Origin of the sequence: Micromonospora sp. NBC_00617 (assembly GCF_045161355.1) — a bacterium.
In the GTDB taxonomy this organism is placed as follows: domain Bacteria; phylum Actinomycetota; class Actinomycetes; order Mycobacteriales; family Micromonosporaceae; genus Micromonospora.
The window spans coordinates 5,313,390-5,339,031 of record NZ_CP107751.1; the positions used below are offsets into that span (position 1 = coordinate 5,313,390).

26 protein-coding genes are annotated in these 25,642 nt (G+C 72.3%); 13 read left to right on the forward strand and 13 right to left on the reverse strand.

Translation table 11 applies throughout. From position 1 onward, the window contains the following. Positions 1-95: 95 nt before the first annotated feature. The 10 genes from eccB to OG505_RS24435 all read left to right on the forward strand — a co-directional run bounded on the left by eccB (position 96) and on the right by OG505_RS24435 (position 7,499). Positions 96-1,622: a type VII secretion protein EccB gene (gene eccB / locus OG505_RS24390; RefSeq protein WP_405427899.1), complete on the forward strand. Its 1,527-nt coding sequence runs from the start codon at positions 96-98 to the stop codon at positions 1,620-1,622. A gap of 87 nt (positions 1,623-1,709) precedes the next feature. After that, complete coding sequence (locus OG505_RS24395; protein ID WP_405427901.1) at positions 1,710-2,078, forward strand: hypothetical protein; 369 nt, start codon at positions 1,710-1,712, stop codon at positions 2,076-2,078. Further along, positions 2,071-3,354 carry a hypothetical protein gene (locus tag OG505_RS24400; protein WP_405427903.1) on the forward strand — a complete coding sequence of 428 codons (1,284 nt, stop codon included), beginning with the start codon at positions 2,071-2,073 and terminating at the stop codon, positions 3,352-3,354. The genes OG505_RS24395 and OG505_RS24400 overlap by 8 nt, the downstream gene beginning before the upstream one ends. A gap of 218 nt (positions 3,355-3,572) precedes the next feature. Then, entirely contained in the window at positions 3,573-3,932 is a 360-nt protein-coding gene (locus OG505_RS24405) for a hypothetical protein (protein ID WP_405427905.1), read from the forward strand. A 268-nt stretch (positions 3,933-4,200) separates the two neighbouring features. After that, a complete protein-coding gene (locus tag OG505_RS24410) occupies positions 4,201-4,998 on the forward strand; it encodes a hypothetical protein (RefSeq protein ID WP_405427907.1) in 798 nt (265 codons plus the stop codon). 78 nt (positions 4,999-5,076) lie between these two features. After that, positions 5,077-5,415: a hypothetical protein gene (locus OG505_RS24415; protein WP_405427909.1), complete on the forward strand. Its 339-nt coding sequence runs from the start codon at positions 5,077-5,079 to the stop codon at positions 5,413-5,415. A 31-nt stretch (positions 5,416-5,446) separates the two neighbouring features. Then, positions 5,447-5,854, forward strand: coding sequence for a pyridoxamine 5'-phosphate oxidase family protein (locus OG505_RS24420; RefSeq protein WP_405427911.1), 408 nt, complete (start codon positions 5,447-5,449; stop codon positions 5,852-5,854). Positions 5,855-6,083: 229 nt separating this feature from the next. Further along, entirely contained in the window at positions 6,084-6,728 is a 645-nt protein-coding gene (locus OG505_RS24425) for a C39 family peptidase (protein ID WP_405427913.1), read from the forward strand. Between the two features lie 127 nt (positions 6,729-6,855). Beyond that, complete coding sequence (locus OG505_RS24430) at positions 6,856-7,242, forward strand: hypothetical protein (protein ID WP_405427915.1); 387 nt, start codon at positions 6,856-6,858, stop codon at positions 7,240-7,242. Next, a complete protein-coding gene (locus tag OG505_RS24435) occupies positions 7,239-7,499 on the forward strand; it encodes a hypothetical protein (RefSeq protein WP_405427917.1) in 261 nt (86 codons plus the stop codon). Before OG505_RS24430 ends, OG505_RS24435 begins: the two co-directional genes overlap by 4 nt. Before the next feature lie 141 nt (positions 7,500-7,640). On the opposite strand, the gene OG505_RS24440 is transcribed toward OG505_RS24435, so the two are convergent. After that, the gene (locus tag OG505_RS24440; protein WP_405434675.1) at positions 7,641-7,811 is read right to left on the reverse strand and encodes an antitoxin; all 171 of its coding nucleotides are present in this window, start codon (positions 7,809-7,811) and stop codon (positions 7,641-7,643) included. A gap of 261 nt (positions 7,812-8,072) precedes the next feature. On the opposite strand from OG505_RS24440, the gene OG505_RS24445 reads away from it, so the two are divergent. Then, positions 8,073-9,224, forward strand: coding sequence for an AI-2E family transporter (locus OG505_RS24445; protein WP_405427919.1), 1,152 nt, complete (start codon positions 8,073-8,075; stop codon positions 9,222-9,224). Here the strand turns inward: OG505_RS24445 and OG505_RS24450 are convergent. Then, positions 9,219-9,896 (reverse strand): dienelactone hydrolase family protein, encoded by a 678-nt coding sequence (locus OG505_RS24450; RefSeq protein WP_405427921.1) that lies wholly within the window; start codon positions 9,894-9,896, stop codon positions 9,219-9,221. The two genes, OG505_RS24445 and OG505_RS24450, sit on opposite strands and share 6 nt — an antisense overlap. Positions 9,897-10,077: 181 nt before the next feature. Between OG505_RS24450 and OG505_RS24455 the strand changes: the two genes are divergently transcribed. Further along, a complete protein-coding gene (locus tag OG505_RS24455; RefSeq protein ID WP_234591596.1) occupies positions 10,078-10,257 on the forward strand; it encodes a hypothetical protein in 180 nt (59 codons plus the stop codon). Between the two features lie 45 nt (positions 10,258-10,302). Here OG505_RS24455 and OG505_RS24460 read toward each other — a convergent pair whose 3' ends face one another. The 10 genes from OG505_RS24460 to OG505_RS24505 form a co-directional block, all read right to left on the reverse strand. Further along, entirely contained in the window at positions 10,303-12,675 is a 2,373-nt protein-coding gene (locus tag OG505_RS24460) for a glycoside hydrolase family 65 protein (protein WP_405427923.1), read from the reverse strand. Further along, positions 12,672-13,490: an HAD family hydrolase gene (locus OG505_RS24465; protein WP_405427925.1), complete on the reverse strand. Its 819-nt coding sequence runs from the start codon at positions 13,488-13,490 to the stop codon at positions 12,672-12,674. The genes OG505_RS24460 and OG505_RS24465 overlap by 4 nt, the downstream gene beginning before the upstream one ends. 61 nt (positions 13,491-13,551) lie before the next feature. Further along, positions 13,552-14,016 carry a DUF4442 domain-containing protein gene (locus OG505_RS24470; protein WP_405427927.1) on the reverse strand — a complete coding sequence of 155 codons (465 nt, stop codon included), beginning with the start codon at positions 14,014-14,016 and terminating at the stop codon, positions 13,552-13,554. Between the two features lie 63 nt (positions 14,017-14,079). Beyond that, the gene (locus OG505_RS24475; protein WP_405427929.1) at positions 14,080-15,189 is read right to left on the reverse strand and encodes a hypothetical protein; all 1,110 of its coding nucleotides are present in this window, start codon (positions 15,187-15,189) and stop codon (positions 14,080-14,082) included. A gap of 66 nt (positions 15,190-15,255) precedes the next feature. Then, positions 15,256-16,554 carry an ABC transporter ATP-binding protein gene (locus OG505_RS24480; protein WP_405427931.1) on the reverse strand — a complete coding sequence of 433 codons (1,299 nt, stop codon included), beginning with the start codon at positions 16,552-16,554 and terminating at the stop codon, positions 15,256-15,258. 131 nt (positions 16,555-16,685) lie between these two features. Next, on the reverse strand, positions 16,686-18,896 hold the full coding sequence (locus OG505_RS24485) for a CDP-glycerol glycerophosphotransferase family protein (protein WP_405427933.1): 2,211 nt from the start codon (positions 18,894-18,896) through the stop codon (positions 16,686-16,688). Positions 18,897-18,911: 15 nt separating this feature from the next. After that, positions 18,912-20,954, reverse strand: a complete 2,043-nt coding sequence (locus OG505_RS24490; protein WP_405427935.1) for a DUF5941 domain-containing protein — start codon at positions 20,952-20,954, stop codon at positions 18,912-18,914. Continuing rightward, a complete protein-coding gene (locus OG505_RS24495; RefSeq protein WP_405427937.1) occupies positions 20,951-21,697 on the reverse strand; it encodes an ABC transporter ATP-binding protein in 747 nt (248 codons plus the stop codon). Before OG505_RS24495 ends, OG505_RS24490 begins: the two co-directional genes overlap by 4 nt. A gap of 1 nt (position 21,698) precedes the next feature. Next, positions 21,699-22,526 (reverse strand): ABC transporter permease, encoded by an 828-nt coding sequence (locus OG505_RS24500; protein WP_405427939.1) that lies wholly within the window; start codon positions 22,524-22,526, stop codon positions 21,699-21,701. 72 nt (positions 22,527-22,598) lie between these two features. After that, positions 22,599-23,969, reverse strand: coding sequence for an L-serine ammonia-lyase (locus tag OG505_RS24505; protein ID WP_405427941.1), 1,371 nt, complete (start codon positions 23,967-23,969; stop codon positions 22,599-22,601). Positions 23,970-24,361: 392 nt separating this feature from the next. Here OG505_RS24505 and OG505_RS24510 point away from each other — a divergent pair, with 392 nt between their 5' ends. Continuing rightward, positions 24,362-24,571 (forward strand): PspC domain-containing protein, encoded by a 210-nt coding sequence (locus OG505_RS24510; RefSeq protein ID WP_405427944.1) that lies wholly within the window; start codon positions 24,362-24,364, stop codon positions 24,569-24,571. 186 nt (positions 24,572-24,757) lie between these two features. Here the strand turns inward: OG505_RS24510 and OG505_RS24515 are convergent, their stop codons facing one another. Continuing rightward, positions 24,758-25,564: a DUF4230 domain-containing protein gene (locus OG505_RS24515; protein WP_405427946.1), complete on the reverse strand. Its 807-nt coding sequence runs from the start codon at positions 25,562-25,564 to the stop codon at positions 24,758-24,760. Between the last annotated feature and the right edge of the window lie 78 nt (positions 25,565-25,642).

Here is a 25,642-nt window from a genome sequence, read left to right on the forward strand (position 1 = left end):
GGCCCCGAGGACCCGCCGCCGGCCCCTTATCGTAGGGAAGCCCGCGACGGCACCCCGAGGACATCGTCGCGGATCCACCCCGCCGGAGGTAAGTCATGCGGACCCGCCGCGATCAGGTGCAGGCGTACCGCTTCGTCACCCGTCGGATCGTCTCCGCGCTCGTGTCGGGCGATCCGGAGACGACCAACCTGCCGATGCGACGGCTCGGCATGGCGGTCTTCGGCAGTGTGATCGCCGCGGCGGTAGTGCTCGGCGGCGTGGGCGCGTACGGCCAGTTGACCGGGAACGCCGCGCCGCTGGAAGAGAACACCCTGGTCATCGAGCGGGAGACCGGCGCGACGTACGTGTTCGCCGAGGGGGAGCTGCATCCGACGCTCAACTACGCCTCCGCACGGCTGATCCTCAATGAGCCCGACCCCGCGGTACGCACCATGTCGCAGGCTGCGCTGCGCGACCGGCCACGGGGGCACACCGTCGGCATCGTCGGCGCGCCCGACGCGCTGCCGGACCGCAAGTCGCTGACCGGCCTGCCGTGGTCCGTCTGCGACGTGCCCGACCCGGCCGACCCGCGCCACTCCACCACTCGCGTCGTGATCGACCGCGCGCTGCCCGGCGGTGCGCCGCTCGGCGACCGGGCGGTGCTGGTCACCGTGGACGGTCAGCGGCACCTGCTCACCGGCAACTCCCGGCTGGAGGTTCGCGGTGGTGACCAGGCGGTCGCGGCGTTGCGGATGACGGGCACGGCGCCGCTGCCGGTCGGGCAGCAACTGCTCAACGCCGTACCGGCCGGGCCGCCGCTGCGCAAGCCGTCGCTGGCCGACATGGGCGAGCGCAGCGGGCTGAGCGTCGCCGGGCGGCCCGCCACCATCGGTCAGGTCTTCCAGGCGGCGGGGCAGCACTACGTGCTCGCGCGGGAGGGCCTCGTCTCGATCAGTGAGATCACCGCCCTGCTGCTCATCAGTGGCGGCGGTCAGATCACCGACATCACGCCGGACCAGGCCGGCCGACTGTTGACCGAGCAGCGGGTGGACGCGGATGGAATGCCCCGGACGCTGCCCACCCTGTACCAGGCCCGGGCCGGGCAGACGCTGCTCTGCGCGACGTACCGGGCCGGCACCGCTGGTGGTCCCCCGACCACCACGCTGGAGGTCTTCGACCGGGCTCCGGCGGAGTTGACGGCGGACGAGCCCGGCTCGGTGCCGGTGCGCCAGACCAACCGGGACGCGGTGCGTACGGCCGAGTCGGTGCTGCTGCCCGGCGGCAAGGGCGTACTGGCCCAGGCCGCGCCCGGCGCCGGCACCAGCGGGTCCGGCGCCGCCGGCGCGACGGTCTACCTGATCAGCCCGCAGGGTGTCCGGTACCCGCTCGGTTCCGCCGAGACGCTGGGGGCGCTCGGCTACGAAGGGGTCACCCCGCTGGCGGTGCCCGGCTCGCTGCTCGCGTTGATCCCGACCGGGCCCACGCTGAACCGGGAGGACGCGCTCGTGCAGTTCGCACCCGGTGACGCGTCGGCGTCCGCGTCGGTGCCGCAGCCGACGTCGTCCACCCCGGCCACGGACGCCCCGGCGAGCGGCGGCACGGGCGGCGGGTCGCTCGGGGCATCGACCGGCGCCGACGACTGACCCGTTCCGACGGGTCGCCCGGGGTCGCGGCAGTGGACTAACCTGGGCTCGCTGACGGTTGTCAACCAGAACGACGGGGATGTTGCCATGACCGGGCGTACGGAAGTCGACCTGCTGTCCCTTGAGGACTTCCATCTGCACCTGGCGTCGCGGCTGAGCCAGGCCGAGTCGGTGCTGCGCAAGCTCAACACCGAGATGCAGTGCAGCCCACCGGCGTTGGGTTCGTTCACCGACGCCACCCAGAATTCGCGCCGCTACAGCGAGGTCCACCAGTCGTACGTGGATCAGGCTGAGCGGCTCCGGCAGGCGGTGCTGGCGGCGCAGCAGGCGACCAGCACCATCCTGGCCAACTACCGCACCGCCGAGGCGCGTAACGCGGCCAACGCCACCGACATCACGGCTGCGCTGACCGGTGTCGACCGGGCGTTGCAGCCGAAGGGGGACGGCAGTGTCTGAGTACACCCAGCGCTACCAGGACAAGAGCCACCGCGAGCTGTACGACGCCGTGATGGCCGGCAAGCCGGAGCAGATCGAGGGGATCGCCGCCCAGTGGGCCGCCCTCAAGGGCATCCTGGACGGCCTCGGCCGGGAGCTGAGCGGCGACCTCGAGAAGCTCGGCAACACCTGGACGGGCCCGGCAGGTCGGGAGTTCCAGCGACGGCTGACGCTGATCGTCGACCATTCTGACGCGCTGGGCGAGGGCATGTCCGGCATCAAGCAGGGCCTCACCATGATGGCCGGCCAGTTGCGCACCGCGCACAAGCAGGCCGAGAGCCCGGAAGAGACCGACGACAACGACAAGGCCATCTCGGGCGCGCTCAAGGGAGCCACCTTCGGCCTGCCCGGCGCCGTGGTCGGGGGCATCATGGGCCACCAGCAGGACAAGGAAGAGCAGGAGAAGGCCCACCAGCGGATGGTGAACGTGGTGGCCGAGCTGGCCGCCGGCTACGACCTCTCCGCCTACGACCGGGTGGTCGACCCGCCCCACCCCCACCCGGACACTCCACAGACGACCAACCAGGACCGGCCGACGCCGCGCAGCGGCCCGGCCACCACGACGCCGTCGGCCGCTCCGACCGCCACCGGCCTGACCGCGCACACGGGCGGCGCTACCGTCGCGACGCCCGACGGGGTGGCACATCCGCCGGCCGGCGGGGGCGGTTCCGTCCCCGGCCACGACGGCGGCACCTCGGTCGTCGCGATCGGGCCGGAGGGCTCCGGCAGCGACCCCGAGGGCAGCACCACCTCCCTCGCCGGCGCGGACCCGCTGCTCGGCGGGGCCCTGCCCACCGGCGGGGCGGCCGGGCTGTCCGGACCGGCCACCACCGTGGCTGCCAGCGCCTCGGGCGGGCCGAACCTGCTGTTCGGGGCACCAGGCGGGGCACCGGCCGGTGGGGTCCTGCGCACCTCCGCGCTCGCCGGGTCGAGCAGCACGCCCACCACGGCGGCCCGGCCGACCGGCGGTGCCGCAGCCGCCGCCGAGAGCCGTTCCGCCAGTGGCGTCGGGCGGAGCATCGACGGCCGCCGCGGTGAGCCCGGTCGGGCGGCCGCGGGTGGACGCCAGGGTCTGACGGGCAACGGCCCGGGTGGCAACCGCCCCGGGGTGCTCGGCGGGCACGGTCGCTCCGAGGACGACGAGTCCGACGAGCGGCTGACCTGGCTGACCGAGGACGAGATGGTGTGGCAGGACGGCGGGGACGCCGCGCCGCCGGTGCTCGGCACCGCCGGCTGACCCGCCGACGGCGCCGACGCCGTACGAGATACCCGAGTGACCCCTGCCGCCTGCTGCGGCGGGGGTCACCGTGGTTCGGCCCTCGGCCTCGGCCCTCGCACCCGGAGACGGTGCGGCCGCAGGTCACCACCGTCCACAGTGTGCACAGTGGTGGCGGTCACTCCCATTGCGCCCGCTGTCGTGCTGCGCCACGCCGGGTCGGGCGATAGGTTGGTTGGGTGTCGTCCGCAGCCCTGGTCCGCCCAGCCCGGTGGGCCGTGCTGTGGTCACTGCGGGAGCTGACCCGGCTGGCGGTCACCGCGCTGGTGCTCGCGGTCGGCCTCGGCGGCGCGCTCGCCGCCACCCCGCCGTCCGCTCAGGCGCAGTTGCGGCCCAGCGCCGTGAGCAGCCGGGTGGACGCCGTTCGACCCGAGGCCGTCGCGGCCACCGAGCGTACGAGCCAGCCGGCCGCGCCCCGACCGGGCAGCGAAGCCGTCGTCGCCGCGCCGACCGGCCCGGTCCTCGCGGGCGCGGAGCACGCGCCGGCCGCTGAGCCCGGCCGCGGCACCCCGCCCCGACGCGGCCCTCCCGCCAGCTGAACCCAGGCCGTCAGGCCACCCGACGCTCCCCGTGACCCGGCTCCGGGTCGTGCGTCCGGTGCCCGGGCCGCCGCCACCGGCGCTACCCGCAGCCAGACCCGATCGGCTCCCCACTCCCGCCCAGCGGGGATCGGCCCGAGCCTCGGGCGGCCATCCGCAGCTCACCCCGACCACTTGGAACCCGGCGCGTCGACACCAGTCGAGCGACCGGCCCGGTGCCGTCAGGACCCATCCGTCGATACCGTCGTTCGACCGCGAGGTGCTGATCATGCAGACCGTCCTCTCCGCCGTCCTGCCCGACGTGCCCCGGGCCGCCGCCATCTGGCTGAGCCTGCTCGGGGTGGTGGTGGTCGCCGTCGCCGCGCTCCTGCTGCGACCCGGCCGGCTCCGCCTCGACCCGACCGCCCGGATCCGCAACGCCGCCATGCCCAGCCAACTCGAACAGGCGCTCCAGGAGCGGGAGCAGAGCCGCTACGCGCAGGAGATCGCGGTGGCCGCCGAGCGCGCCACCACCACCGCCCAGCGTCGACGGGCCGAGTGGGTGGCCGCCCAGGAGACCGTCGAAGCCGCCTGGCAGGCGCTGGAGGCGGCCGAGGCCGGCGTACGGCGGCTCGGCGGGGCAGCCGCGATGCCGCTGCCGCAGACCGTCCGGACCCCCGCCGAGTACGCCGACCGGGAGCGCTACCTGCACCGGGCCGCGCTGGACGCGTACTGGCGGCGGGAGCTGTCGGTGGAGCAGCTCAGCGACGTCTTCGCGCACCGCGACGGCTGGGACCCGCGGCTGCACCCCGTCGAGCAGGAACTCGTGCTGCAGCGGGCGGTCCGCGACAACCTGGCGGCCCGGCACGTCGCCGCCCAGGAGCGGGAGCAGGCCGCCTGGCGGGCCGCGGAGCTGGCCGTGGCGGCGGCTCGCAGCCTTCGCGAGGAGGCCCACGCGGCGACCGGGCGGCGGGTGGCGGAGTCGGCGTCGGTGCTGCCGCTCAGCGAGGTCCTCCGGCCGTCGGTCGAGCAGACCCGGGAGAACGCGGTGGTCGCCCGGGGTCGGGCGGCGGTGCCGGCGTTCTGACTCGGTGGCCCGGCGGTTCCGGTTCTCCGCGACCCGGCGAACCGGGCCGGACCGGTGCTGGTGGGTTAGCGTGACGGCATGTCCCGACAGGGGTGGGTCCTCGTGGTGATCGCCGGCATCCTGGCGATCGCGACGCTGGTCGGCGCGGTGGTGCTGGCGGTACGCCTGGTGCGAACGAGGCGGCTGCTGACCGGGCTGGGCGCGGGCGGCAAGGTCGCCTTCTACGGGGCGCTGATCTACACGATCTTCCCGGTGGACATCCTCCCGGACCCGATCTACCTGGACGACATGGGCGTTCTGGCCGGCGCGCTGATCTATCTCACGCGGCTCGCCCACAAGCGCCGGGCGGCCGGCCGTCGCCTGCCCGGGCAGCCGGACGCGCCGCCTGATCCGGACCGCGCCCGCTCCGTACGATGATCGAGGTTGGTGCACAGGACGGGGGACGGACGTGGCGGGCGATCATCGGCTGGACATCCGCGACGACCGGGTGGCCGCCTTCTGCGCGGAACGGCACCTGGCGACACTGACCACCCTGCGCGCCGACGGCACCCCGCACGTGGTGCCCGTCGGGGTCACTCTCGACCCGGCGGCCGGACTGGCCCGGGTGATCACCTCGGGCACGTCCCGCAAGGCTCGGCAGGTGGCCGCCGCCGGCCCCGACGGCACTCCGGTGGCGCTCTGCCACGTGGACGGCCGCCGCTGGCTGACGATCGAGGGCCGGGCGGTGCTCCGGTCGGATCGGGCCGCCGTCGCTGAGGCGGAGCGCCGCTACGCCGAGCGGTATCGGACCCCACGCCCGAATCCGGAGCGCGTGGTCATCGAGATCACCGTGACGGGGCTGCTCGGGAGCCTCTGAGCCGGCACCGGCACACTGTCCGCTTCATGCCGCAATGCCCGTTCCGGGGCCCCTCGCGGTCGCACGCCGTCCTGCGGAATCCCGCACCACCGGTAGTCGTTTCACCTGGTCGCGACGCCCGAGCGGCAGCCGGCGACGGAATGTCGGCCGAAGCAGAGCCGTTACGTCCCCGGTATGCACGGCCGAGACCGCCACGGAGGCGGCACACCCCCCGAACGGAGACTCGACCATGAACCCGATCGTGCAGAAGAGCGGCCTGTCCGTCGTCGGCCTGCTGGTCGCCGGCGGTTGCGCCCTCGGCCCTGCAGTCGCCGCGCAGGCAGCCCCCGTGCAGGGCACCCCATCCTCGTCGAGCCAGACCAACCGCAGCGCGGAACGAATTCTCGACGTCGACTACCAGGCCCAGCCGAACTTCTTCTACTGCGGCCCCGCCGCGACCCGGATCGCGCTCTCCGCGCAGGGCAAGGCGCTGTCCCAGGACGAGGTGGCCAAGCGGCTCGGCACCACGGAGGCGGGCACACCGTCGGCCCTGGACACCACCCGCGTGCTCAACGAGCTGACCGGCGGTCGCTACCGGACCACCGAGATCCGTGACTCGGTGGCCCGACCCGACCAGGTCGAGCAGCTACGCCGGGACCTCCTGGCCGCGATCGACGCCGGCCGACCGGTGGTGGCCAACATCAAGGGCACGACCGTGGACACCGACGGCAACCCGCACTCGTACGAGGGCGGCCACTACCTGACGCTCGTCGGCTACCGCGACGGCGGGGACAGCATCCGCGTCGCCGACCCGGCCAACCCGGCACTCGGTGAGTACTGGATGAGCCTGCCGAAGATCGCCAACTGGATCGCCGAGCGCGGCTACTCCTCCTGACCCTGACGGTTCACCGGGCCGGTCTCTTCCTCGCGGAGAGGCCGGCCCGGTCGTCGCGTCTGCGGTCCGCGTGGTGCGCTCGCCGACGCGCCTGGGTGGCCCGAGTCGGCCGGGCGCGGTGCAGGCGGTGTCGCACCCGTTGAACCGCCTGGCCGCTCCGCTCGGCAGCCTCGCCGAGCGGCGACCGGTCCCGATCGGCTGGTGGGCGGTCGTCGGCCATGGCGGCGGTTACCCCGAGGACGTCCGGCCAATTGTGGCCCTCCGTCCCCGCGCACCAGAGACACCGTCGGCACCGGCCGTCCGGGCGACCACTAACGACGGATCCGCCGTCACATCCATCGGCGGCCATAGTCCCGAGTACCGCCGCCAGCTCACCGACGTGGTTATCGCCGAGCTGGTCCGGCACGCGGTGGCCGAGGAGGCGTACGTCTATCCGACGGCACGCAAGGCACTGCCCGACGGCGACCAGATCGCGGACCACGAGATCGACACGCCGAGGCCGAACGGACCATGAAGGACCTGGAGTCGGTCGACCCGTCCGACCCCCGCTTCGACGAACTGCTCGCCCACCTGACCAGCACCATCCGCCACCACGTGCAGGACGAGGAGAACGACCTCTTCCCCCGGCTGCGCGCCGCCGCGGCTCGCGAGGAGCTGGTCGAGCTGGCCGGGAAGGTGACGGCGTTCAAGAAGGTCGCGCCGACCCGGCCCCACCCGAGCGCGCCGGACCACCCCCGGCGAACAAGCTGCTCGCCCCCGGCACCGGGATGATCGACCGGATGCGTGACGCACTGCACCGGCCGACGTCGATGGACGAGCTACGCGAGAAGCAGCAGCGCTGACCGACGTACCGTCCGACAGGGACGATCCCGGGCCGCCGACACCTCGGCGGCCCGGGAGACGTCCGGCCTGTCAGCGGACCTGGTCACCCTCACCGGTACGCGCCTGCGCCTGGTCCACGCCCTTGTCGATCTGGTCGTCGTACTTGCCGCCCGTGCGCTTGTCGGCCATGTCGCCGGCCTTCTCCATGCCCTGGTCGACCTGCTTGTCGTGCTTGCCCTCGACGTCCTTGGCCTTGTCCATGAAGTCACCCACGGCGCTCCTCCTCGGGTCGTTGTCATTCGCGTTCCCTGGGCCGGTCGGCGCAAACACCGACGGTCCGGACGGGTGATGGTGAAGGCCCGGCCGATCGGCCCGCGCCGACGTACGATCCGCGCGGGCGGCACGCCCCGGACCGTCCGGAACGCATCGGTCACTCCGACGGCGAGCCGAGCGTTGGCGCGATTCGGGTGTCGGCGCATCGCCGGCCGGGTACCGACCTCGCCGAGATCGAGGAGGGCCGACATGACGGCAGACGAACCCGGGGCGGACGCCGCGCCGACGACCGGCGCCGCGTCCACGACCGGCGCCGCGCCGACGACCGGGGAGCCCGGCGCGCGCCAGGCGTGGGCCAGCCTGCCCTGGCTGGTCCGGACCTCGGTGCTGTGGAGCGCCTGCCTGGTGGTGATCATCGCCGGGCTCTACCTGCTGGGTCGGCTCGCCGTCCTGCTGGCCCCGCTGGCCATCGCCCTGGCCGCCACCATCTTCCTCACCGCGCTGCTCGACCCGGTGCTGCTTCGGCTGCGCCGCCTGCGCCTGCCTGCGGCACCGGCCGCGCTGCTCACCGTCCTGCTGCTGCTCGGCATCCTGCTGGGGGTCGGCGCGCTGGTGTGGAACCTCACCGCCAGCCAGTTCGACCAACTCAGTCAGGAGCTGACCCAGGGGCTGGACCGCAGCCGCGACTTCGTCACGTCCACCCTGCCGGTCAGCGACGCCCAACTCGACAAGCTGATCGACCAGGCCCGGGAAGGGCTCAGCGGCAGCTCTCCGGACCCGGTGGCTGGCGCCCGGACGGCCAGCGAGATCGTCGGCTCCGCGCTGCTCGCCCTGGTGCTGCTCTTCTTCCTACTCAAGGACGGCCGGTCGATGTGGCACTGGGTGCTGTCCCGGATGACCGGTTCGAACCGACCGGTGATGGCCGAGGCCGGCCGGGCCGGCTGGCAGACGCTGGGCGCGTACAGCCGGGGGACCATGCTGATCGCCGCGATCGACGCGATCGGCATCGGCCTGGCCCTGGTGCTGCTGCGGGTGCCGCTGGCCCTGCCGCTGGCGCTGATCACTTTCCTCGGCGGCTTCGTACCGATCATCGGGGCGACGGTGGCCGGCGCGGTGGCGGTGCTGGTGGCGCTGGCGGCCAACGGGCCGACGACCGCTCTGCTCACTCTCGCCGCGGTGGTCGCGGTGCAGCAGATCGAAGGCAACCTGTTGGAGCCGCTGGTCATGAAGCGCCAGGTGCGCCTGCACCCGGCCGTGATCCTGGTGGCGGTCACCGCCGGCACCCTGATCGCGGGCATCGCCGGCGCCTTCGTCATCGTTCCGATCACCGCTGTCCTCTGGCGGGTCATCGACACCGTCCAGCGCCGCCGCTCCACCCCGGACGCGCCGGCACTCTCATGAGCGGCGGGGGGCGGCGGTCGTCCGGGCGAGATGGGTGGTGAACCAGGCGCCGGCGTGTTCGGCGACCTGGTCGAGCGCGCCGGGCTCCTCGAAGAGATGGGTGGCACCCGGCACCACCCACAGCTCGCCGACCTCCCCCAGCTCGGTGAGCGCCTGCTCGTTGAGCGTGATCACTTCCTCGTCCAGGCCGCCGACCAGCAGCAACGTCGGCGTACGCACCTGGGCCAGGGCGGCGCCGGCCAGGTCGGGTCGGCCGCCCCGGGAGACCACCGCGCCCACCCGGTCGGCGCGGGACGCGGCCGCGACCAGCGCGGCGGCGGCGCCCGTGCTGGCACCGAAGAGACCGATCGGCACGTCACCGGCGGGGCGTTCGGCCGCCAACCAGTCGACGATCCCGGCCAGCCGGCGGGCCAACATCCCGATGTCGAACCGTAGTTCGGCGGTGCGCGTGTCCAGCTCGTCCTCGGCCGGGGTGAGCAGATCCACCAGCACGGTGGCGAGGCCGCGACCGGTCAGCGTCCGGGCCACCGCGACGTTGCGCGGGCTGTGCCGCGAGCTGCCGCTGCCGTGCGCGAACAGCACCACGCCGACCGGCCGTGCGGGCAGCATCAGATCGGCGGGAAGCTCGGCGTCCCGGACCGGAATGCTCACCGTGCTGCGCTGCTCGTCCATGCCGCACCTCCGCGTGCTCGCCTTTGGGTCCGCTTACCCCACCCGCCGCGTCGCACGCCCCCGCGCCCGCCCCGTCGCGCCGCCACGGGGACGGCGTTTGCCGGATTGGCCGCCGGGTACGCGACGACCGACCGCAGACCGTGTCGGCGCACCCGCGCCCCGACGGATCGCGAGGATCACCATGGCCAAGCAGCAGATCTCCCGGCAGCAGCAGATGGCCGAGCGCGCCCAGCGTGAACAGGACGCGGAGCGCAACCAGGACTTCGGGGACCAGGCCGCCTCGGCCCGGCTGCCCGACGATCCCAAGGCAGCCGCGCCGCGGGACGCTATCGGACGGCCCTCGACCGGCGAGCCGGTCTGACGTACGCGCGTGGCGGCCGGGGCGGGAACACTCCCGCCCCGGCCGTCACTGCTCGTGCTCGGGCAGCCGCAACAACGGCGACCGACCCGGTGGCTGCTCCGGCGGCGGCCCCGAGGGCTCGGCCGGCGGCACCGGCACGGTCACCGGCTCGTTGCAGGTGACCCGCAGCATCTGGTCGTGGTGGCGTAGCTCCACGACGTCGTCCGGGCCACCGTGGCGCAGCGAGTACGTCGTCTGGTGCGGCCGGACGTCCACCCGCAGCGCCAGCCCCCGCCACTGGAGGGAGAACTCCAGGCGGGTGAGCCGGCTGGAGAGCCGGGGCGCGAACGACAGCTCACCGTCGTGATCGCGCAGCCCGCCGAACCCGCTGACCAGGGCGAGCCACGCGCCGGCCAGCGAGGCCATGTGCACGCCGTCGCGCGTGTTCTCGTTGAGGTCGTGCAGGTCCATCAGCGCGGCCTCGCGCAGGTAGATGTGCGCCAGGTCGGGATGGCCCACCTCGGCGGCGAGTACCGACTGGGTGCAGGCCGACAGCGACGAGTCGCGCACCGTCCGTCGTTCGTAGTAGAGGAAGTTGCGCACCTTCTGCTCGGGGGTGAACGCGTCTCCCCGCCAGTGCATGGCCAGGACCAGGTCGGCCTGCTTGACGACCTGTTTGCGGTACAGATCGAAGTACGGGTAGTGCAGCAGCAGCGGGTACTTCTCCGCGGGCGTGTGCGGGAAGTCCCACTCCTGCAGCCGGGTGAACCCCTCCACCTGCTGGTGCACGTCCAGCTCGTGGTCGTACGGCACGTGCATCGAGGTCGCCGCGTCCCGCCAGCTCGCCGCCTCCTCGTCGGTGACCCCGAGGTGGAACGCCTCATCGGGGTAGCGCATCACGACCTCGGCGGCGGTGAGCAGGTTCCGCTGGGCCATCAGGTTGGTGTAGACGTTGTCGTTCTTCACCGCCGTGTACTCGTCGGGGCCGGTGACACCGTCGATGTGGAACTGCCCGTGCCGGTCGTGGTGCCCGATCGAGCGCCACAGCCGGGCGGTCTCCACCAGCAGCTCCAGCCCGATCTCTCGCTCCGTGACGGTGTCCCCGGTGACCAGCACGTACCGCCGGACCGCGTCGGCGATGTCGGCGGCGATGTGGAACGCCGCTGTGCCGGCCGGCCAGTACCCGGAGGATTCCGGCCCCTCGATGGTCCGCCAGGGAAAAGCGGCACCCTTGAAGTTCAGCGTCTCGGCCCGTTCCCGGGCCTGCTCCAGCGTGCTGTGCCGCCACTGCAACGCGCTGCGCACCGCGCTCGGCTGGGTGTACGTGAGCACCGGCAGGACGAACATCTCGGTGTCCCAGAAGGCGTGCCCGTCGTAGCCGGGGCCGGTCAACCCCTTCGCCGAGATCGGCCGCTGCTCGGCTCGGGCGCCGGCCTGGAGCACGTGGAACAGACCGAATCGCACGGCCTGCTGGACCTCCGGATCGCCCTCGACCAGCACGTCGGCCGCATCCCAGAACTCGTCGAGGTAGTTGCGCTGCTCCCGGTGCAGCCCGTCCCAGCCGTCCAGCCGGGCCCCGGCGAGCGCCGCGCCGACCTGGTCGCGGAGCGCGGGCAGCGAGCGGCGGCTGGACCAGCTGTACGTCAGGTACTTGACCACCCGCAGCTTCTCGCCGGGCCGGAGCACACAGGCGATGGTGGTGCGTACCCAGTCCTCGTACCCCTCGGACTCGATGGTGGTGTGGTCCGGACCGTGCACCTCGTGCTCCATGGCGGCGGCCACCCGCAGCCCGGAGACCTTGGTGCGGTGGATCAGCTGACCGCCGTCCGGGGTGGTCAGCTCCTCCTCGGCCTGCAACGGCGACTCCAGCACCGCCGCGACCCGGGGGTCCTTGCTCTGCGCCGGCAGTGACTCGTTGGCGACCAGTTCGGACTGGACGATCAGCCGCAGCGGGCCGTCGACGGCCTCCACCTCGTAGCTGATCGCGGCGACCGACCGCTGGGTGAACGACACGAGCCGGGTGCTGCGGACCTTGACCTCGCGGCCGGCCGGCGAGCGCCAGTGCAGCTCCCGGTGCAGGGTGCCGGCCCGCATGTCGAGGATCCGCTCGTGCGACAACAGCTCGCCGTAGCGGACGTCGAGCGGTTCGTCGTCGACGAGCAGCCGGATCAGCTTGCCGTTGGTGACGTTGACGATGGTCTGCCCGGACTCGGGGAACCCGTAGCCGGCCTCCGCGTACGGCAGCGGACGCAGCTCGTAGAACGAGTTGAGGTAGGTGCCGGGCAGGCCGTGCGGCTCGCCCTCGTCGAGGTTGCCGCGCAGACCGACGTGCCCGTTGGAGAGCGCGAAGACCGACTCCGACTGGGCCAGCACGTCCATGTCCAGGCGGGTCTCCCGGATGTGCCAGGGCTCGACGGGATAGGCGCGTTCCCGGATCACGTGAGACCCCGGTCGTCGGTTGGCGTCCGGCCAGCGGTGTCGCCGGCGGAACGTGGTGCCGGCGGGTCGGCGTCGGCCGCGTCGAGTAGGTCCGCGAGATCCTTCACCACGATGTCGGCGCCGTGTGCGAGCAGTTCGTCGGCCTGTCCCACCCGGTCGACACCGATCACGTACCCGAAACCGCCGGCCCGGCCGGCGGCCACCCCGGAGAGCGCGTCCTCGAAGACGGCGGCCTGGGCGGGGTCCACACCGAGGATCCTGGCGCCGGCCAGGAAGGTGTCGGGCTGCGGCTTGCCGCGCAGCTTCTGCTCGCGGGCGACGAGCCCGTCGACCCGCGCCTCCAACAGGGTCTCCAGACCGGCCGCGGCGATCACCTCGCGCCCGTTCGCGCTCGCGGTGACCACCGCCCGACGCAGCCCGGCGGTGGTCGCCGCCTGTAGATAGCGCACCGAACCCGGGTAGACCTCGACGCCGGAGGTGCGCAGCTGTTCCAGCAGCAGGACGTTCTTGCGGTTGCCGACACCGTTGACGGTGTCGGCGTCCGGCGGGTCGTCGGGGCTGCCCTCGGGAAGCACGATGCCCCGGGAGGCGAGGAACGACCGGACGCCGTCGGCGCGGGGCCGGCCGTCGACGTAGCGGTTGTAGTCCGGGCCGGGGTCGAACGGCTGGAAGGGTTCTCCGGTCGCCGTGGCGCGCTGCCGCAGGAACTCGTCGAACGTCTTCGTCCAGGCGGCGTTGTGCACCCGGGCGGTCTGCGTCAGCACACCGTCCAGATCGAAGAGACAGGCGGTCACATGAGCAGGTAGGCCCAGCACGGTACGAATCTAACCACCCGGCCGGGCCCGCAAACCAGTTTCCCGCCGCCCGTGGCGTGGCTCAGTTCGGCCGCAACGTCCAGATCACCGTCATCGTCGAGGTGGGTGTGCCGTCCTCGGTGATGATCTCCACCTCGACGGCGAACTCGGGCCGCCGGCCGGACTCCAGCTCGGCGATCACCTCCGGGGCGGGGCGCGCGAGCCGCGCGGTGGCCAGCACCGGCCCCCGGGCCACCTTGCGGTAGCCGATCTCGGCCCGGACGGCGAGCGGCACGCAACGGTCGAGCAGTTGCCCGAAGGCGGCCAGCACGACCGCGCCGGAGGCCGTCTCGCCGAGCGTGAACATCGCCCCGGCGTGCGGGCCGCCGATGTGGTTGTGGGTGGCCGGCGCGTCGGGGAGGCGAACGACGGCCCGCACCCCGCCGTCCGCCTCCGGTGCCACCTCGACGAATTCGATGCCGAGCGTACGGGCGAACGGCACCGCTTCCAGGATGCCGGCCGCCACCTGGCGGGAGTCGATGGTCATAGCCCGACGCTACTTCTCGGTAACCAAGCGCGGCAACCAGGGTCTTCCCCGATTGTCGACGTGTCAGAGGTTGGCGATCGTCCGCAGGATCTCCGCGTAGAAGTTGCCGTCGATGCTGCGGAAGAGCGAGAAATCCTGACCCGGGTCACCGAAGAACGGCCGCAGCGTCCACGCCAACTGGGTGCCGACGAACCCGAAGAGCAGGATCCAGATGTAGAGCAGCGTCATGCTGGCCGGCCGCTGCGTCGGCTCGCCGCGCCGGGCCGGCGGGGTGGTCCACGGGCGCTGCGCCGCCGGGTAGCCGGGCGGCATCATGCCGGGCGGGAACGAGCCGGGGGCCGGCTGTCCCGCCCACTGGGCCGGGACGTGCGCCGGCACCTGCGCCGGGGTCTGCGCGGTCGGCGCCGGGGTCTGCGCGGTCGGCGCCGTGGCGGGCGTGGCACCGTTCGCGGCCGACCCCGCCACCGCTGCTCCCGCCACCGCGGCTCCCGCCGACACGGCGACCGGCTCGGCACCCGCATCGGCGGTCGAGGTCGCACCGGCGGGCACGCTGGCCGGCACCGAACCGGCGGGCACGGCAGCCGGCACCGCCGGCGCCTGGGCGTTGACCTCGCCCGCGGCCCCGGCGGTGGCCACCGCCGGGGCGAGCAGGCCGTGGTCGTTGAGCACCTGCATCCCGCCGGTCAGAAAGCGCAGCCCGACCAGCGCCGACAGCGTCAGGATGGCGACGTTGAGCAGCTTGAAGAAGCCGTAGTCAGGCGCGGTGATCAGGAAGAAGAGGCTGATCGGTGCGAACGCCACCGCGAGCATCGAGGTGACCGTGATCGCGACCATCACCAGCGCCAGCGACTGGCGTACCGACAGCCGGGCGCCGAACACCAGGTTGAACAGATAGAGCGTGGGCAGGCAGATGGCCAGCGTGACCAGGAACAGCAGCGGCAGCTTCAGCGCGGACGTGAGCGCCATCAGCGGGCTGTGGAACGCGCCGAGCACCGCCCCGTAGCAGGCGAGCGCGATGGCGGAGCTGGCCAGCATCCGCCCGGTCAGCGCGTTGAGATCGCCCTCGGCCACGATCTGCTGCCAGATGCCCTGCCGGTCGCGCAGGATGCGCTCGATGACGAGCGGACTGGGACGGTCACCCGACACGGGCGTACCCCTCTCGATGCGTTCCATGCTGGATTAGGTGGGCAGACGGTAGGACATCGGACGGACCTCCCGCCACCCCGCTGCGGCGTGGCGTCACCGCCAACCCACGTCGATCCGGGCGCCGCGCTCGTCGAAGAAGTGCAGCGCGTCCATCCGAACCGACACGGCGAGCGGATGACCGGCGGTGATCGCCGGGTACGGCGCGAGCCGCACCGCCAACTCCGCGGGGCGGCGGTGGTGCCGGCCCGGGTCGGGGAGGACGCTGGTGCGCTCGGCGCCGTTCGACACGTCCTCGGCCTCCACCGGCTTGCCGGTGAGCCGCTGCATCACCGCGCCGAACCGGCGCAGTCCTCGCTGGCCCACGGGCGGCGGATCCAGTGGCGTGCCCATCTCGTCCACCATGATCGCGGTCGCCCCGATGTCGAGGAACGCCAGCGACTCGTGCCCGTGGTGCTCCAGGTAGCGGATCCGGCCACGCAGGACGTCACCGGGGCTGTCCGGGGCGACCGGGGTGAGCGCCTCGGCCCGCATCCCGACCACGATCCGCTCACCGTGGTAGTGCGCCACGGCCCGGCTGCGGATGTCGTTCCACGGCAGGTAGAGCGACTGCTCACCGAGGTTGAGCGTGACGTACCGGTCGAGGTGGACGTAGACCGACGCCTCCAGCAGGTTCATCCGCGGGCTGCCCAGGAAGGCGGCCACGTAGAGCGTCGCCGGGCGGCCGTACACCTGGGTGGGTGTGCCCACGTCCTGGAGCACGCCGCGGCGCATGATGGCCACCCGGTCGGCCATGGTCAGCGCCTCGGCCTGGTCGTGGGTGACGTAGACGGTGGTGACGCCCAGCTCGCGGGTCAGCCCGGAAATCTCCGCGCGCAGCTCGGCGCGCAGCCCACTGTCCAGATTCGACAGGGGTTCGTCCATCAGGAACAGCCCCGGTCGTCGGACGATTGCGCGGCCCATGGCGACCCGCTGACGCTGGCCGCCGGAGAGCTGGCCCGGTTTGCGGGCGAGCACGTCGCTGATGCCCAGGGCACTCGCCACGTCGGTGACCCGCTCACCGCGCGGCTCCGGTTCGATACCGGCCAGTCGCAGCGGAAAGGCGATGTTGTCGCCCACGGTCATGTGCGGATACAGCGCGAAGTCCTGAAAGACCATCGCGATCTTGCGGTCGCGTGGCGGCAGGTCGTTCGCCAGCTCCCCGTCCAGCAGCACCGCGCCCTGTGTCGGGTCCTCCAGACCGGCGATCATGCGCAGCACTGTGGACTTGCCGCAGCCGGATGGCCCCAGCAACACCATGAACTCGCCGTCGTTCACATCAAGATTTATGCTGTCGACGGCCAACGTGCCGTCCTTGAAAACCTTGCTCACATCTTTGAGCGCGACGGTGCTCACCGTCACCTCCCCCAGGTCGTCGGCCGAACCCCCACAAGACTGTGACTAGGATCATTCGTTTCGCACATCGGGTAAACGTCTCATGTTCGGCCCGTGACACCGCTATTACGCGGCAGTCGGCGTCGTTGCGGTCAGCAGCCCGGCGACGGCTCGGGCTGCTCGCCGAGGAACACCCGACGCACCACCCGCTCGGCCGCGTGCCCGTCGTCCAGCCGGCAGAACCGGCCCCGGAAGTGCTGGCGGGCCTTGTGCGCCGCGTCGGAGCGCACCGCGTCCGTGCGGAACAGATCGAGCAGGTCGGCGAACGTGGTGGCCACGGCCCCCGGTGGCTCCGCGGTGACGTCGAAGTAGACACCCCGGGCCAGGCGGTACGCCTCCCAGTCCGGCGTGTAGAGGACGATGGGCCGGTCCAGCACCGCATAGTCGAACATCGCCGAGGAGTAGTCGGTGACCAGCACGTCGGCGACCAGGTAGAGGTCCTCCACCCGCTGGTAGCCGCTGACGTCGCGCACCCGCTGGAAGTCCAGCGGCTGGCCGGGCCAGCGCTCCCGGTCGTGGAAGTAGTGGCTGCGCATCAGCAGCCGCCCCGAGTCACCGAGCGCGGCGACGAACCGGTCCGGGTCGAAGGGCGGCCGATAACCGGGCAGGTGCTCGCGGTGCGTCGGGGCGTACAGGACCACCTGCTCGTCGGGCCCGATGCCGAACTCCGCGCGTAGCCGGCGTACCTCGTCCGGACTGGCCGTGACCAGCCGGTCGTTGCGCGGATAGCCCACCTCCAGCGTCGTGTAGGTGGCCGGATAGGCCCGGTCCCACATCTGGGTGGAGAAGCTGTTGGCGCTGACGCTGTAGTCCCAGCGGTCCACCCGGCGCAGCAGGCCGGCGAAGTCCATTGGGCCCGCGCCGATCGGGTAGCGCTGCTGGTCGAGCCCCATCACCTTGACCGGAGTGCCGTGGTGGGTCTGCACGTGCACCTGCTCCGGCCGCTTGCGCACGAAGTCCGGGTAGTTGACGTTGTTGATTAACCACCGGGCCCGCGCGAGGACCCGGTAGTACGCCGGGGTGTCGGCGACGACGTACTCCACCCCGGCCGGGACGGCGTCCACCCGGTCGCGGCGCACGATCCACACGCCCCGCACCTCGGGGGCCAGCCGGCGGGCCGCCTCGTAGATCGCGGCCGGATTGCAGGAGTACCCGCGGTACCAGTAGGCCGCGTACACGGCGAGCGTCGGGTCCACCGGCCGGCGCAGCTCCGCCCGGTAGTACTCGCGCAGCAGCCCGTCGCGGGTCAGCCGCGCGCCGCGCCGGGCCACCGGCCCGACCCGACGACGGGCGGTACGCGCCTGCCTCCGTGCCGTGTCGCGGGCCCGGCCGGCGGCCCGCAACGCGCTGAACGTCCGCCACCGGCCGGCCGCCACCAGCCGGTGCTTGATTCCCTCGATGCCCTCCGGCACCGGGTACCCGCCGTCCGGCAGCCACCGCGCGTAGTCGGCGGTGATCTGCGCGAAGAACGCCGGCCGCAGTTCCGGGGCGATCCGCTGACCGTTGCCGAGCACGGTCAGGTAGTGCCAGATCATCCGTTCGAAGACCGCCGGGCGCAACGCGTCCACCGCCGGTGACCAGGCGTCCATCAAGTGGAAGACCCGGTGCCACTGCGGGAACACCTCGAAGTGCCGGTCCCCTCTGGTCTTCGTGATCGCGCCGGCACGGCGCTGCCGGTAGTTGACGCAGACCCGGTCCAGTACGCCGATCCGCTGCGCCACCATCAGCACCGGGTAGCTGAACGAGACGTCCTCGTACCAGCCGTCCGAGAAGCGCAATCCCAGCTCGACCAGAAACTCCCGGCGGACCAGCCGGTTCCAGGCGGTGTGCAGCAGCCGCATCGTCTCCGGCCGGTCCCGCAGCCGGAAGGTGGCCTCTCCGGGCGACTCCGGGAACACCTCGGCCATCGCGCTGCGGGTGGCGGTGTCGTTCCAGTGCGTCCGGACGTGGTCCACCAGCAGCACGTCCGGACGGGTCGCGCGCAGCCGCTCGGCCACCTCCCGCAGACAGTCCGGCACCAGCCAGTCGTCCCCGTCGAGAAACCACACGTACTCGCCGACAGCCCGGTCCAGCCCGATGTTGCGGGCTGGACCGAGGCCGACGTTCTCCGACAGCCGGACCGACCGGACCCGCTGGTCGCGGGCCGCGTACTCGTCGATGATCTCGCCGCTGGCGTCGGGCGAGCAGTCGTCGACGGCGATCACCTCAAGGTCGGTCTCCGGCTGGCCGAGGATCGAGTCCAGGCACTCACGCAGATATCCCTGCACCCGGAAGGCCGGCACCACGAAACTGATCAGGGTCATCCGGCCGTCCCTTCGTCAGCGCGGCGCGACACCTCCCGCGCCCACCGGCGCGGCCGACGCCCGCGCGCTACGGGCCGGCCGGACAAACCAGGCCAGGACGACGCTCGCCACGAAAACCACGAGAAGGTACGCACCGAGTGTAGCCATGCCGATACTCAACGTGCCGGCAATCGCCGCGAGGGTCAGCAGCACCGAACGTCCGTCCCAGCCCAGCGTGGCGACGTGCAGCGGTGGGGCCGTCTGCCGCTTCTCCAGTCGGGCCGTCAGGTCGTAGTGGTGCACGGTGAGCACGAAGACGTAGCCGAAGATCAGCCAGCCCGGCGCGTCGCCGACCACCCCGACGGCGATCGCGAACAGGTACTCGGCGGCCCGCAGCGCCGCCGGCACCAGCCAGTCCAGCGGGCCGTTGTGCGCGGCCCCGGCGCCGAGGCCACCGGCCAACAGCACCAGCAACGCCACCGGCACCGCCCACCGCAGCCCCGCCGGCGAGTCGCCCAGCAGGGCGGCGACCAGCAGCACCGCCGGGGCGAGCGCGGCGATCACCGCCAGGGTGAGCGGCCCCATCGGGCGGACCACCGGCAGCCGGCGGGCCAGCGGGCCGTCGTCGCGGTGCAGGGTCGCGTCGACCGTGTCCAGCACCGGCACCCACATCCAGCGGGCCCGCAACGTGCGCAACGCACCGGTGTACGCGAACGCCAACCCACCCCAGACCAGCACCGCGATGAGGCTGACCAGCGGGTTGAACAGCGCCACGGTCAGCGCGATCAGCGCCCACCGCTCACCGATCGGGAACACCACGGTCCGCTTCAGCCAGTACGACAGCGAGCCCGTGTCCGCCTGCACCCGCGTCGACGCGGCGTTCAGCCGGTCACCGATGCCGCCGCTGGCTCCTGCCGCCGTCCGGGGCCGGCGGGCCGCCTCGTCGTGCAGCACCCCGTACCAGGTGTCGGTCATGTGCCGGACGGTCTGCAACGTGATCGCGGCGATCGCCAACGCCCAGCCGTTGCCCAGCCCGGCGTGACTGACTCCGAAGCCCAGACCGGCGTAGACCAGGTACTCCTTCGCCCGGTCGGCCATCGTGTCCAGCCAGCCGCCCCACGCGCTGAAGTGCCGGGTGTAGCGGGCCAACTGGCCGTCGACGCAGTCCAGCACGAAGCCGAGGTAGAGCAGCACCGCGCCGCCGACCAGCGCGGGCCGCCCGCCGACCCCGAACAGCACGGCGGCGGCCAGCGCGAACAGCACCGAGATCACCGTGACCCCGGTCGGGGTGAGCCGCAGCCGAGCCGCGAGCCGCACGACGTACGGCGACCAGGTGCTGACGAAGTACGTGGAGAAGAAGTCGTCGCGCTCCTTCACCGACAGCCGCAGCTCGGCTCGGTCCTCGTCGACCGCCGTCACCGCCGCCTCGGCGGCGACCAGCCCGGCCGGGTCCTCGACCCGGTGCGCCACGAGCAGGCGTACCCGCTGGGCGAAGATCAGGGTGCCGAGCGCCGCGAGACCCGCGACGAGCCGGTCCACGGCGGACCCGGGGTCGTCGTGGCCGGTGCCGCCGGCCGCCGGCAGCGGCGACACGTCACCGGCCGGGCCGATCGGTGCGGCAAGGGGCCGCGCGCCGACGGCGGCGGCCCGCGCGGCGGCGGCGAGGGTCGGCAGGTCGTCCACGCCGACCCGGAGCGCGCCACCGAACACGCCGGTGGCGTCGCCGTCGAGGGCGTCCAGCGGGCCGGCGTCGACGATCTGACCGCGCTCCTCGCGCACGGCCGTCCGGCCGGGCACCGGCGGGTCGGTCAGCACCAGCGCCACGGTCGGTCCCACCGGGCTGGTGGCGAGGTGCCGCAGCACTGCGGTGTGCGCCACCAGGTCGGTGCCACTGACCAGCAGCGGCCCGTCGGCGGCGTCGGCCAGCGCGGCCAGCTCGTCGAGGGTGGCGGCGAAGCGCACCTCGTCCGCCCCGGCCCGGCGCAACTGGGCGGCGAGCCGGTCGGCCAGCGGCTCGCCGGTCGCGGTGGTCAGGCCCGCCGCGGGTGTCCCGGCGGCGAGCACGATCGCGAGCGTCACCGCGGAACCGCGGCGTGGTACGCGTCGAGCGCCTCGGCGATGGTGCCGTCGAGCGTCAACCGGCCCGCGTCGAGGTACAACCCCCGACGGCAGAACCGGGTCAGGTCCTTTTCGTTGTGTGACACCAGCACGAGCGTGCGCCCCTCCCCGAGCAGACGATCAATCGTCGCGTAACACTTCTTGCGGAACTCCGCGTCGCCGACCGCGGTCACCTCGTCCATCAGCAGGATCGGGTGCGGCAGATGCGAGATGATCGCGAAGCCGAGCCGCACCTTCATTCCCGACGAGTAGTGCCGCACCGACGTGTCGATGGCCCGTTCCACCTGCTCACCGGCGAACTCGACGATCTCGTCGAAGTGCCGCTTCAGGTAGCTCGTCGACAGCCCGTGCAGCCCACCGACCAGGTGCAGGTTCTCCCGCCCGGTCAGGTCGTTGGAGAAGCCGGCGGACAACTCCAGCAGCGGGGCCACCGCGCCGTGCACCCGGATGTCGCCCTCGTCGGGGATGAGCACCCCGGCGATCAGCCGCAGCAGGGTGCTCTTGCCGGTGCCGTTGCGGCCGACCACTCCGACGGTCTCGCCCGGCTCGACGGTGAACGACACGTCGCGCAGCGGCCAGAACTGGCCCGGCAGGGCGCCCCGCGCACCGCGGTGGATGAACAGCTCGCGCAGCCGCAGCTGGCGGCGGCGGTTGCGGACGAACCGGATGCCCAGGCCGTCCGCCTCGATGATCGGCGCGGCCATGTCAGAGTTCCTTGAGCACGGCGGGTTCCAACCGGCGGAACGACCACCAGCCGGCGACCAGCACCAGCAGGCTGCCGACGATCGTGGTGGCGAGCAGCCGGGCGCTCGGGAACTCGTCCGGGTACCAGATCGCGTGGTGCAGCTGGAAGATCCCCACCAGCGGATTCAGCTCGTACACCACCTTCAGCCAGCCGGGCAGGCCGGACTCCCGGACCAGGCTGAGCGGATAGATGATCGGCGTGGCGTAGAACAGCACCCGGATGATCAGCCGCATGAGCCGTTCCACGTCGCGCATCAGCACGTTCCACGCGGACAGCAGCAGGGCGAGCCCGGTCAGCAGGACAGCCTGGACGGCCACCGCGAGCGGCAGGGAGAGCAGCGACCACCCGGGGTGGATCCGACCATGCGCCGCGTAGATCACTGCGATGGCGATGAGGATCGGCAGGCCGGCCGCGTACTCGGCGAACCGGCCGGCGACCCGGCCGATCGGAAAGACCTGACGCGGCACGTTCATCGTGGTGATCAGCCGGGACTGGCCGGTCAGCGCGTTCGTCGCCTCGCTCAGCGCCGAGTTGGTCCACATCCAGGCGAAGATCCCGGTGATCAGGAACAACGGGTACGACCCGACCGCCTCGCCGAGATGCCGACCGGTGTCCCGGGAGTAGAGCACCCCGAAAACGAACCAGTAGATGGCACCCATGCCGAGCGGCTCGATCAACGACCAGAAGTAGCCCAGCACCGACTGCTGGTACTTGACCGCCAGATCCCGCCTGACCAGGATGCGCAGCGAGCTGCGGTGCGACCACAGGGCCGCGACGCCAGAGGTCACCGCAGCCTCCCGCCTCCTGAAAACGGACGCCAGGTTAGCAGTCGGTGATCGAATGCCCCGAATCCGTCGGACTCAGCACTCGATCACGTTGACGGCCAAACCGCCACGCGCCGTCTCCTTGTACTTGACCTTCATGTCGGCGCCCGTCTCCCGCATGGTCTTGATGACCTTGTCCAGCGACACCTTGTGCACACCGTCGCCGCGCAGGGCCAACCGGGCGGCCGTGATCGCCTTGATGCTAGCCACCGCGTTCCGCTCGATGCAGGGGATCTGCACCAGGCCACCCACCGGGTCACAGGTCAACCCGAGGTTGTGCTCCATCCCGATCTCGGCGGCGTTCTCCACCTGTTCGGGAGTGCCGCCGAGCGCCTCGGCCAGCCCCGCCGCCGCCATCGAGCAGGCCGAGCCGACCTCACCCTGACAGCCGACCTCCGCGCCGGAGATCGACGCATTCTCCTTGAACAGCACGCCGATCGCGCCGGCCGCCAGCAGGAACCGCACCACGCCGTCGTCATCGGCGCCCGGCACGAACCGGGCGTAATAGTGCAGCACCGCCGGGATGATCCCCGCCGCACCGTTCGTCGGCGCGGTGACCACCCGGCCGCCCGCCGCGTTCTCCTCGTTGACCGCGAGCGCGAACAGCGTCACCCAGTCCATCGCGTGCAGCGGGTCGGCCGTCCCGGCGTCCGCCTCCAGGCCGCGGCGCAGCTCCGCCGCGCGCCGCCGAACCTTCAACCCACCAGGGAGTACGCCGTCCCGCTCGCAGCCGCGCTGCACGCACTCCCGCATGACCCGCCAGATCTCCAGCAGGCCGGCCCGGATCTCCGCCTCGCTGCGCCACGAGCGCTCGTTGGCGAGCATCACCTCGCTGATCGACAGCCCGGTGCGGGTGGTGACCTCCAGCAGCTGCGCCCCGGTCAGGAACGGGTATCGCACCCGCGTGCTGTCCGGCTTGATACGGTCCGCGCCCGCCGCCGCCTCGTCCACCACGAAGCCACCGCCGACGGAGTAGTAGCTCCGGGCCCTGATCTGCTCCCCGGCCGCGTCGAAGGCCACGAAGGTCATCCCGTTCGGGTGGTACGGCAGCGACCGGCGACGGTGCAGCGTCAGGTCCCGGTCCGGGTCGAAGTCGATCTCGTGCGCGTCCAGCAGGCTGATCCGCCGCTCGGCGCGGATCCGCTCGACGCGAGGACCGACGGTGTCGGTGTCGACCGTCTCCGGCGCCTCGCCGGCCAGCCCCAGCAGCACCGCCCGGTCGCTCCCGTGCCCGTGGCCGGTCGCGCCCAGCGAACCGAACAGCTCGGCCTGCACCCGCGTCGTCTCGGTGAGCAGCCCGTCGGCCTTGAGCCCGAGCACGAACGTACGGGCGGCCCGCATCGGCCCCACCGTGTGCGAGCTGGACGGCCCGATGCCGACGCTGAAGAGGTCGAAAACACTGATCATGGCTGCGCTTCCTCGCCGTCGCCCCGTGGTACGGGTCCGGCCCGGTTCGTGGCCGCCGGTCTGGCAGCCCCGCTCGTAACCGCCCGGTCGGGCGGCCGCCGGCCACCCGGGGTGACGGGTGTCCAACCAGCAACCCTACCCGCCCACCCCCGCCACCCCCTCGCGCCGATCTTGCATTTTCGGTCGTCGATACGGGTGGGTATGAACCTTCTGTCGCGACAGAAAATGCAAGATCGCGGGGCGGTGTGGGATGAGTTGGGGAGGGTTGGCCCGGGTAATGCACCTACGGGTCCACGGGTCGCCGATCGTCCTCGGGACCGAGGGCGGGATGGTCACCCCTTCGTACCGTGGAGTGCAGACGCGGCGCACCGCCGCAGAGTGGGAGTACGACGATGAGTCGCAAACTGGTTCGGCCCCGCCAGGGGCGCATGCTCGCCGGTGTCTGCGCCGGCCTCGGTCAGCGGTTCGGCATGTCCGCCGGGATGGTCCGGCTGCTGTTCCTGCTGTCACTGCTGCTGCCCGGCACCCAGGTGATCATCTACCTGATCCTCTGGATCCTCATGCCGAACGAGGACCGCTACCTCGCCTCCACCGGCCACTGACGCCCACCCTCGACCTTTCGCCCCTCGCCCCCGTTGATCGACTCCACATCGCCGATGTCGCGGCTTCCGGGACGCGGTGATACCCAACATCGGCGATGTGGCCATGCCGCGGCACCTCACAGCGGCTGACGCGGAAGCGCCCGCTCCGACGCTCGTCGGGGCGGGCGCGCACGCGTGTGGCGAGGGTCAGGGGGCCGTGTAGGTGACCGTGACCTGCTGGAAGCCCAGCGAGCGCAGCAGCCCCTCCAGCATCTTGCGGGTGTTCTCCTCGGCGCGGGCGGAGAGCCCGCTGTCCCGGGCGGCGGCGGTGATCCGCTCCTCGGCCAACTGGTAGACCTGCTGCTGCCGGTTGGGGTCGTTGCCGACCAGGTCGCCGAGCCGGTTCAGCAGGCCGCGCTGCTCGGCGAAGACGTAGCTCTTCTCCATGTCGAGGTTGGTCTCGCCGAGCTGCGGCGCGGGCAGCTTGATCTCGACCGACTTGCCGTCGGCGGACTGGACGATCGCACCCTCACCGATCTTGGTGAAGTCGACGTACGCCTCGACGCTGCCGGCCCCGACGAACAGGGTGCGTTCGTTGAGCAGGAAGTCCGGGACGTTGCGCCGGTCGTTCTGGGTGTCGACGACGACCTGGAAGTTGCCCTCGGCGGCCACGTAGCGGCTGAGGTCCTGAATCGACTTCAGCAGCGGCGGCTGGCTGCGGTCGGTCTGCTCCTTGGCGAACGGGTTACGGAAATCGGGCAGGAAGCCGGTCACCTGCACGCCGAGCAGCACCACCACGGCCAGCGCGGCGGCGCCGAGCAGCAGGAGCAGCCCACGGGCCGCACCACCGGACCCACCGGCTCCGCCGACCCCACCGCTCGGGGGGCCGTCGGCGCCGGCCGGTCCGTCCGGAGTCGGGTCGGGTGTCGCGGCCGAGCGCTCCTTGAGGTCGTCGCCGGTCGGGTAACCGGGGAACTCCCTCGTGGGTTCGTTGATGCCAGCGTCGCGGGCCATCACACTCACCGTCCTCGTCAGACACGTCGTCTGTCAATGACGGTACGGCCCCTGTACGACAGCCGCGCGGCGAGCGGC